9 protein-coding genes are annotated in these 8,469 nt (G+C 52.5%); 4 read left to right on the top strand and 5 right to left on the bottom strand.

Annotated elements, in window-relative coordinates; translation table 11 throughout:
- Positions 1-46: 46 nt before the first annotated feature.
- From fliS to U9P07_11450, 4 genes are all read left to right on the top strand, one after another.
- Positions 47-580 (top strand): flagellar export chaperone FliS, encoded by a 534-nt coding sequence (fliS, locus tag U9P07_11465; GenBank protein MEA2110027.1) that lies wholly within the window; start codon positions 47-49, stop codon positions 578-580.
- Between the two features lie 85 nt (positions 581-665).
- Positions 666-1,094: a hypothetical protein gene (locus U9P07_11460; protein MEA2110026.1), complete on the top strand. Its 429-nt coding sequence runs from the start codon at positions 666-668 to the stop codon at positions 1,092-1,094.
- A gap of 240 nt (positions 1,095-1,334) precedes the next feature.
- Entirely contained in the window at positions 1,335-1,754 is a 420-nt protein-coding gene (locus U9P07_11455; GenBank protein MEA2110025.1) for a nucleotidyltransferase domain-containing protein, read from the top strand.
- Entirely contained in the window at positions 1,751-2,167 is a 417-nt protein-coding gene (locus tag U9P07_11450; GenBank protein MEA2110024.1) for a DUF86 domain-containing protein, read from the top strand. Before U9P07_11455 ends, U9P07_11450 begins: the two co-directional genes overlap by 4 nt.
- Here the strand turns inward: U9P07_11450 and U9P07_11445 are convergent.
- From U9P07_11445 to U9P07_11425, 5 genes are all read right to left on the bottom strand, one after another.
- The gene (locus tag U9P07_11445; protein MEA2110023.1) at positions 2,148-2,459 is read right to left on the bottom strand and encodes a hypothetical protein; all 312 of its coding nucleotides are present in this window, start codon (positions 2,457-2,459) and stop codon (positions 2,148-2,150) included. The two genes, U9P07_11450 and U9P07_11445, sit on opposite strands and share 20 nt — an antisense overlap.
- A 103-nt stretch (positions 2,460-2,562) precedes the next feature.
- Positions 2,563-4,302, bottom strand: a complete 1,740-nt coding sequence (locus U9P07_11440; GenBank protein ID MEA2110022.1) for an Hsp70 family protein — start codon at positions 4,300-4,302, stop codon at positions 2,563-2,565.
- Positions 4,303-4,316: 14 nt separating this feature from the next.
- The gene (grpE, locus tag U9P07_11435; GenBank protein MEA2110021.1) at positions 4,317-5,216 is read right to left on the bottom strand and encodes a nucleotide exchange factor GrpE; all 900 of its coding nucleotides are present in this window, start codon (positions 5,214-5,216) and stop codon (positions 4,317-4,319) included.
- The gene (locus U9P07_11430) at positions 5,201-5,506 is read right to left on the bottom strand and encodes a J domain-containing protein (protein MEA2110020.1); all 306 of its coding nucleotides are present in this window, start codon (positions 5,504-5,506) and stop codon (positions 5,201-5,203) included. The genes grpE and U9P07_11430 overlap by 16 nt, the downstream gene beginning before the upstream one ends.
- Positions 5,507-5,581: 75 nt before the next feature.
- The gene (locus U9P07_11425) at positions 5,582-8,167 is read right to left on the bottom strand and encodes a hypothetical protein (protein ID MEA2110019.1); all 2,586 of its coding nucleotides are present in this window, start codon (positions 8,165-8,167) and stop codon (positions 5,582-5,584) included.
- Positions 8,168-8,469 lie beyond the last annotated feature (302 nt).

Raw genomic sequence — 8,469 nt, 5'->3', positions numbered from 1 at the left:
GAATAATTAGGGACACTCCCCATAATAAACAGGAAAGGAATCCGGCATGACTCCCGCGAATCAATACAACCAATACCGACAGATGGAAATTACTACCAACAACGACCCGAAAAAACTGGTCCTCATGCTCTATGACGGCTGCCTCAAGTTTTTGACCATTGCCGAAAAGGCGATGGAAAAGAAAGAAATTGAGAAAAAGGCCATTCATATCGGCAAAGCCCTGGCGATTATCAGTGAACTCAACAGCTGCCTGGATCGCCAGCTGGATGATGAAATCGTTCCCTTCCTCGAAGCCATGTACACCCATATGATGCATAAACTGCTGGAAGCCAACCTGACCAATGATGCCAAAATTGTGCAGCACGTCTACCGGCTGGTGGAAAACCTGCGCCAGAACTGGCTGGAAACCGTCATGAACGAAGAGAAAACCACCGGCAGCGAAAAACCAAAGACAGCGAGCCCGGTGATGGAAACAGCCGCACCCCGGCAACCGCAATCGGCTACCGGAACCTACGGGATGACGGCCGGCGGCAACAACCCGGCAACCGCCCACAAAGCTCCCCTTTCATTCGTAATCTAAACAAAATATGGGGACATGACCTTAATTATTGGCGGGTTTTCAATAATTAAGGATCGTGTACCCATATTTTATCTAATTCAATAATATGAAAAAACTTATCAAACAACTGGAAAAAGCCCGGGAGCTCTACCGGGAGGTTGAAACCGCCGGCCGCTTGCTGGGGGAAACTCCGGTGGAAGACTGGAGCCAGGAAAAATTACAACGTTTCCAAGACCATCGCCGGCAGGTGTTCGCGGCCCTGGAAAAAGTCAATGTCGGCATCAACTCCATGAGCCAACAGTTTCCCTCGGCTGCCGATATTCCCGCGGAGATGCAGGCCCTGATCAAAGAACAACTGGACCTGATCGAGCTCATCCAACAACATGACCGAAAACTTCTCGCACGGGGCCAGGAGATCAAACAGCAACTGGCACCGCTGCTGAAAAATATCAACACCTACCGAAAACTCTTCAAGGAGTACCAACCCGAAGATAAAAATCCCCCGCCACCACGATTCTTCAAGGCCACAATTTAGGGCAATTAAGGGGACCAATTAAGGGGACAGTATACTTAATTACTCGAAGCAGTTAACCATATTCAATTAATGGGACAGTATACTTAATTATTCAAAGCCGTTAACCATATTTATATTTCAAAATTACGCAAGAAAGGAAATCTGAATATCTGTATGAGAATTAAGTATACTGTCCCCTTAATTACCCTTAATTCAATTCGTAAGTTGCCAAAAAAAAATCATTATGGTAGTCAGAAAGGCATGCGAAGAAAGAACTATTCCCTTTCCGGCAAAGAAAAAGATCTCATCATTGCCCGGATCAGCAAGCTGTTAGCCGGGCAGCCGGAAATCACCTTTGCGTATCTGTACGGGTCATTTCCTGGAAATTTGCCGTTTCATGATCTGGATGTGGCCATATATGTGGAGAATATTGACTTGAAAATGAGCAGTCACTACGTCCTTCAGTTAGCGCAGGAGCTTAGTATTTCAACGAAAGTACCGGTTGATGTGAAAATTCTGAACAAAGCCCCCTGCCCATTTGTCTACCAGGTGATTCGCGGTCAACTCCTGGTGGAAAAAAACCCCGATCTCCGCTGCCGATTCGTGGAGAGAACAATCCGGCAATACCTGGACATAAAACCCATCCTGCGCCGGGCAACGAAAGAGGCATTCGCCTCATGAGCCTTAATCAGGAACTGATTCGCGGCCGTTGCCGGGAAATCATGGAATCTCTGGAACGTCTGGACCGGATTGCCAAAGAACCAAAAGATACCTTTGTTCATAATCAGGATCTTCAGGATATTGCCTGCTATCGCCTTCTGGTCGCCATTGAATCAGCACTGAGCCTCTGCTACCACATCGCCGCCAAACAGTTGCAAAAAGTACCGGAAGAATACGCTGAATGTTTTGCCATTTTAGCCGATGCCGGGATTATTCCGGCAGCTCTGTCAACAGAGCTGCAAAAGATGGCCCGCTTCCGCAATCTCCTTGTTCATATGTACTGGAAAATTGATTACCATGCTGTTTATGATATTCTCCAGGACAACCTCGATGATCTGAGCAGTTTCAGCTCCATCATTGCCGGCCTTCTTTAAAAAAGTTGCGTTTTTTGAACCACCGGGAGGCGGCGGCAAAATCACGATTCAGCAGGGCGGCCAGGAAGGCCAGGCGGGCTGTCTCACCGGTGTGGCGCAGATTCCAGGAAAGCCGGGATTTTTCCAGAGCCCCGGCGCCGTCGCCGGACCGCAAACAAGCCGACGCCTCATCAAAGAGTTCGCCAGCCATCTTGACAATCAACGCCAACTTTTCCAGCTCACAGGCACAACGACTGCAGATATTATTTTCTCCCCCGTTTCTTTTCCCACAGGCGGGACAGGTAATCTCCATCAGCATTTCTCCAGATCTTCAAATAATTAAATATACTGTCCCCCTAATTCCTTGTCCCCCTAATTCCTCCCAATGCGTGATTTCAAGACCTGACCCCACGGGTTTAATCTTCAAGGTAGAAAAGCAGGTCGGCCAAGGACTCGTTCAGCTCGGCCAGCCGCTCCCATTGCCGGGCGGCGATGGCCTCGCGCCCGGCGGTAATCAGCGTTTTTATCTCGGCGGCATCGGTTTCATCGGCAATGGACCGCAACTTTGCCGCCCGCCGCCGCAGTTCACGGGCTAGATCGACAGCCTCCTGAGCTTCGGCGTCTCCAGCCATCTCCTCAATTTTATCATCACCATCCTCGCCGCCCCCCACGGCTGAATCAACCACGGAGAGACTGTCCACCGAACGTTGCAGGCCATCAACAACCGCGGTTTCCATCCGCACGGTTTTTGCCAGGCCGGTACTTTTTTCACTGGCGGTCACCGCCAGGATACCATCCAGGTCCAAGCGCATGGTAAGGATAATCTCGTTGCCCGCCGGGACCGCGCTCAAACTGTCAACCTGAAAATTACCCACAAAAGTATTATCGCTCACCAACGGTTCCTCCCCCTGGTAAACACGGATATCAATCTTCTCCTGGTTGTCAACCATGGTGGCGAACCTTTCGCTCCTGGCGGCTGGCAGGGGCGTGTTGCGCTTGATAACCGGACAATAGCAATTCTGGCTGAAAGAACCCTGAAACTCACCGAAGGCCCGGGTCCCAAAAGTATAGGGGGTAATATCAACCAGCACCGCCGCTGTCGGCAGGCCGCTCATCACCCCGCCCTGGATCGCCGCTCCGAGAGCGACAATCAGCTCCGGGTTGATTTCATCATTGATTGCCGCTCGCATTTCCCGGGAAAACAACTCGGCAACCAGAGGTGTTCGACTTGATCCCCCTACCATTAAAACCCGGTCAATGGCTCCGGGCAGCATGGCGGCATCCCGCAGGCAGGAGTGGACACAGTCCATGGTTTTTCGCAGCAGCGGCTCGATCATTTCTTCGTAGTCCGACCGGGAAATTTCCTCGATCAAATGGTGTTCATCGCTGATATATTCCTCTTTGATTTCGGCATAGTGATGATCGGAGAGCTGCCGCTTGGCCCTTTCCACCGCCGACCAGAGGCGATTGTATCCCTGGCTGTCGGTACGGAGGTCGATACCGGATTTTTCCCGGAATTTTTCCGCCACATGGTCTATTAACAGGCGGTCAAAATCATCACCGCCGAGCTTCGTATCCCCGTGGCTGGCCTTCACTTCCACTACCCCGTTTTCCACCACCACCAGGGAAACATCGAAAGTTCCGCCGCCAAGATCATAAACCAAAATTGTCTGGTTATCATTTTTTTCAATATCATAGGCCAACGCCGCGGCCGTCGGCTCATTAATAATTCGCCGCACCTCAAGGCCGGCCAATTCTCCCGCCTTCCGGGTCGCTTTTCGCTGCCGGTCATCAAAATAGGCCGGAACGGTAATCACCGCCGCGCTGATCTCTTCTTCCAGAAAAGTTGCCGCCGCGTCCCGTAATTTCCCCAGGATAAGGGCGGAAATCTCTTCCGGGCTATACTCCTTTTCACCCAGGGAAACCGACTCGTCGGCGCCCATGAGACGCTTGATGGAAAGGATGGTCTCATCCGGGCGCAACAGCATCTGGTTTTTCGCTTCCCGGCCGACCACCAGCTTTCCCCGGCCGTCAAGACCGACACAGGAGGGCATGATCGATTCCCCATCAATGGGGATAATCCGCGGCTGCCCATCGCCAATAACCGCCACCTCTGAATTGGTGGTTCCCAGGTCAATACCTATAATATGTTCCATTTCTTATTTTCCTTTTATTTATTCTCGTTACTTTTTTTGTTTTTAGCCACCTTTACTTCCGCCAGCCGCAACACCCACCCCCGATAGCGGTAACCGGCCGCCAGTTCCGCCAGCACCACATCCGCGGGAGCAGCAGCCGTTTCTTCCACCGCCACCACCTTCATGGAACCGGGATCAAAGACCTGACCGACGGTCTGCACCGGTTCCACTTCGGCTTGCCGCAACAGGGCGGCAAAGTGATCCCGGAGGATGGCAAAACCATCACCGACATTTTCCCAGGCCTGCCGACGACGACGGCCGACGGCAAAAAATCCCATCGGCGGCGGCACCGCCAGCCGCTTTTCCAGTCGCTGAAAACGATCGAATAAATCCACCAGGGGCAGAAAAACAGCCCTTTTCACCTCCATATCCTCCGCCTGCCGTTTCGCTTCATCAGCCTGATCCAACCTGGCCTGCAAACGGCTGATCACCTCTTCAAATTCATCCAGGACACCACCGAAGCGGGACAGGCCATCATTCGTTCGCCGGGATTGTTTGCGAAATTCATGGCGAACAGCACAAAGTTCAGCATAAAAGCCATAGAGGTCCGGATGGTCCACATCCACCTCTGGTGGCAATTTTTCCGGCTCAATCGGCGGCTTTTCTTCGAGGGAATCCAACCAGGACTGACATTGTTCTTCAATCTGCCGCCGCCAGTCCGGAATCGAGGATCCGTCATCATCAGAGCCGCGGCCGATACCAGCGGTTATCTCGTCAACCTCTTTAACTTCTTTGGTAACCGGGACATCCTCGGAAGTTTTAACGGTGATATTTTCACTCTCACCATACAGAGATCGTAATCCGCGACTGAAAAAGTGAAAAAAAGGGGTCAGACCCCTTTTTTTTCGACCCTTTTTTTTCACTGGCTCATCCATCGACGAAGGTACTCCTGTAATCGGTTGAAATCCGGCGGCACGCGGGCTTCTTCAATGGCTGGATTTTCCCGCAGAACCGCGAAAGGCAGCGGCATGCCCGGCTCCAGGTCAAACAGGTAATGACGCATCCGGCTTTCCTCATCCCGCAGCAGTTCGTAGGCATCATGAATCAACTGAAACCGCTCCGGGTGACGATCCGGCGGGAAACTCCGAACCAGCTTCAGATAGGCCTGGCGGACAGCCTGATCATCGGCCTGGAGATCAATACCTAAAATCTCATAAGGGGTCATGGTTTTCCTCCATCAGGTTCTATGTTCAAAGGTAAACCGTATACCTTACACCTTATACCGTAAACCATACACATACTAATCATCTAAGAAATCAAACAAACTCGAAACTTCCGAAAGCTCGTCCGCTTCTTCGGATGCTTGAACCTTTTTCTTCGCCTGGGGATATAACGAAGGCCTGCGGGATGTATCCCAGGAAGGCGGTGGCTCACTGGCTCCCGGCGGCAAGGGCATATCCCAATTACCCCCGACATCTTCATCCAGATCATCCTCGGGAACATATTCATCCTCCGGGCCAGCAAAATCTTCGCCGATACGTTCCTTCATTTCCGCAAACAGGGCCAAAAATGCCTCCAGCTTGACCAGCAGATCTTTAATTTTGTCAACCAGCTGCTGCTCCTGCCTTTTTTCGGCGGCGGCAAGAATTTCTCGCAAGCGGACAACGTCTTCTTCCCGGGGAATTTTCTCCGCTCCCTGTTTTTCAACCAGAAAACGATAATAGAGATAATGGGGAGAGTGGGCGTCGATGGCTCGCAAGCGCCGCAGACAGGCACGAACCAGGCGCTTGTCAACCAGGGACTCAGGTAACAGATATTCCATCACCTTGACCACCTGCCCGGCATCCGCCCGGGGCATCACTTTCGTCAGTATTTTTTGCAGCTGCTTCCCCTCTTTTTCCGGCAGCCAGGCATCATCATCAGCAGTCAGCAAAAGACCACAATACTGATAAACCTCCAGGTAATCCATAGCGGTGGCCACAGAAACCCCGGAAAACTGCTTCTTTACTACTTTTTGTACCCAGGGGAAAGAACGGAGATCAAATCCCTGGATCAGGGCATACAACCGGTAAAAGTAAAGGAACTTGTCGGGATTCGGGGCCTGCTCCACAGCCCGCTGATAATAGTCCCGGGCCTCCTCTTTTTTATCAGCCGCCAGGGAAAAAATCGACCAGCGTCCCAACAGATAGGAACGTCCGCGATTGAAATCATCAAGCTCCGGCCGGGCAATTTCCTCAACTTCAGCCAGAAGTGAACGGCAGTTTTCCCATCGTCCTTTGCGTACCTGATCCTGGGCCAGCACGATTGTCAGCAGGATAAATTTCGCCTGGGTGAAGCTGTCCAGCGGATCCAGGTCCAGGGCCCGGCGAAAATATTTCCGGCCCTTGTGCAGCGCCCCACGTTCCCAACAGCCGGCACCAGCTTTAAGCAGGGCATCTTTATCATCGGGAAAGCGCTTGACAATATCATCCAGCAGACGATTTCGTTTGGATTTCCAGCCGGCGCCGACGTACATTTCCAGTAAATCCAGCCAGGCCTTTTTGTTGCCGTCATCCGCTTTGATACTGAGCAAAAAATACTTTTCCGCCATTTCAGGATCGAAGATTTCCCCGGCATCAGGTTCGGCATCATGGTAGCCCGGCAGCTGAAAAGGGTTTGTCTCCATCCCCGGGATCTCATGGGCAAACAATTCTCCCAGACGGGCATAGATCAGGCTGTTGAGAAGCTGGTTTTCACCATAAAAATGCTGATACCGCCGGATAAATTCCTGCCAGAAAAAAACCGCCTCCTCTTCCTCCCCCCAACCAACTTCACAATCCAGGGCCGTCAATCTGAGACCCTGCAAGACAATCGTCTTGTTTTTTTCCTGTTCTTTCCGGGACAAATCGTACAGAAAATGAAGATACTGATCACGCTGTTCACCTTCAAGATGGTAGCCGCCGTTGTAGTAAAAGCGGGTCAATGAGCCCTGGACATCCGGCGTTTCAGCCGGGAACCCGGCCCGGGAACGGCGCAGATAGCGAAAGGAATCCCGGTGACGACCGGTCATCCAGAGATAGTTCGCCCGGGGGAGGACATCGGCCAACTCCGGCCGGCCGGCCAGCAGGCAGGCATCCCGCAGCCGCGATTCATCTTTCGCCAGTTGCCGACAACGGGAATCATCAACCGGCAACAGGAGCAGCTGAAAAGGAGCCGCCGCGTCAACCAACCACGAATCCGCCGGCAAACGGGCAAAAGCCTGCCCGGCTTTGTCATCCTCACCCCGATAGAAGGCTGCCAAACCCTTGATGAAAAGGCGCCAGTGGGCAAAAAGGGAACGGCGACCCAAGTTGCCGACCGCGGCCAGGGCTTCATCATAGGATTCAGCGCAGATCAGCGCCAACGCCTGGTGAACCTGAGCCAATTCGGCTGCCGGGCCGGGATGTTCGGCTGCCAGGCACGAAGGAAAATCAGCAAAAGACAGCACCAGGACATCGGCGGCCCGCAGCATTGGAAGACGATCGTCATCATCCTGGACGTCGGCAGTCAGCAGGCGGGCGGCAACCTCCGCGGCGCCGGCAAAATCACCACCTTCACGGGCCAGGCGCAAAGCCAGATCATCAATCTCCGGCGCCGGAGACATTTTCTTGAGCGGGGCGAAAGCGGCGCGGGCCTGGGAGACCTTCCCCTTGTCCAGTAAAACCTTCACTAAAGCTACGTGCGCCCGGCAAAGCAGCGGTTCATAACGCTCATGATCACGGTCACACAGCCGCTGGGCGGCACTGATCGCCTGGCGAAAATTGCCGCTTTCAATACTTTGCTTGAATTGGACTTCCAACTCTTCAATCGTCAGCGCTTTTTTCGGTGTGCGGGATTTTTTACTACGCTTCTTTTTCTTTTTAGCCATCAATTCTCCCAGAAAAGAAGGACACTCCCCATTTCAGAAAAGAGGGACACTCCCCCTTTTAATTTCTCCAGAGAGGCAAATGTATGATTGCAAGGCCTGACCCCACAGTACCACACAAGACCTTCTTCGTGTTCCTTCGTGTGCTTCGTGGTGAAATTTTTTTGCCCTGCGTCCTGAATTTGTGATAATTCACTTTCCCGCCTTCCTTCGCCTGCGGTCCGTACTGGTTTGCACGTTTGCTTCGCCGTGCTTCGCGGGGGGACACTCTTGACTATCGCTCGCCCAGTGGAGGAACAGCTTGA

The sequence above is a fragment of the Pseudomonadota bacterium genome (assembly GCA_034660915.1).
Taxonomy (GTDB): domain Bacteria; phylum Desulfobacterota; class Anaeroferrophillalia; order Anaeroferrophillales; family Anaeroferrophillaceae; genus DQWO01.
Note: the sequence above shows the minus strand (reverse complement) of the source record. Positions and strands in the feature narration are given on the sequence as shown.

What these genes read in the sequence shown, in the direction of transcription:
- U9P07_11445 (MEA2110023.1), bottom strand. Translation starts at nt 2,459, where the DNA reads ATGGAGATTACCTGTCCCGCCTGTGGGAAAAGAAACGGGGGAGAAAAT.
- U9P07_11450 (MEA2110024.1), top strand. Translation starts at nt 1,751, where the DNA reads ATGAGCCTTAATCAGGAACTGATTCGCGGCCGTTGCCGGGAAATCATG.
- U9P07_11455 (MEA2110025.1), top strand. Translation starts at nt 1,335, where the DNA reads ATGCGAAGAAAGAACTATTCCCTTTCCGGCAAAGAAAAAGATCTCATC.
- grpE (MEA2110021.1), bottom strand. Translation starts at nt 5,216, where the DNA reads ATGGATGAGCCAGTGAAAAAAAAGGGTCGAAAAAAAAGGGGTCTGACC.
- U9P07_11440 (MEA2110022.1), bottom strand. Translation starts at nt 4,302, where the DNA reads ATGGAACATATTATAGGTATTGACCTGGGAACCACCAATTCAGAGGTG.
- U9P07_11430 (MEA2110020.1), bottom strand. Translation starts at nt 5,506, where the DNA reads ATGACCCCTTATGAGATTTTAGGTATTGATCTCCAGGCCGATGATCAG.
- U9P07_11460 (MEA2110026.1), top strand. Translation starts at nt 666, where the DNA reads ATGAAAAAACTTATCAAACAACTGGAAAAAGCCCGGGAGCTCTACCGG.
- U9P07_11425 (MEA2110019.1), bottom strand. Translation starts at nt 8,167, where the DNA reads ATGGCTAAAAAGAAAAAGAAGCGTAGTAAAAAATCCCGCACACCGAAA.
- fliS (MEA2110027.1), top strand. Translation starts at nt 47, where the DNA reads ATGACTCCCGCGAATCAATACAACCAATACCGACAGATGGAAATTACT.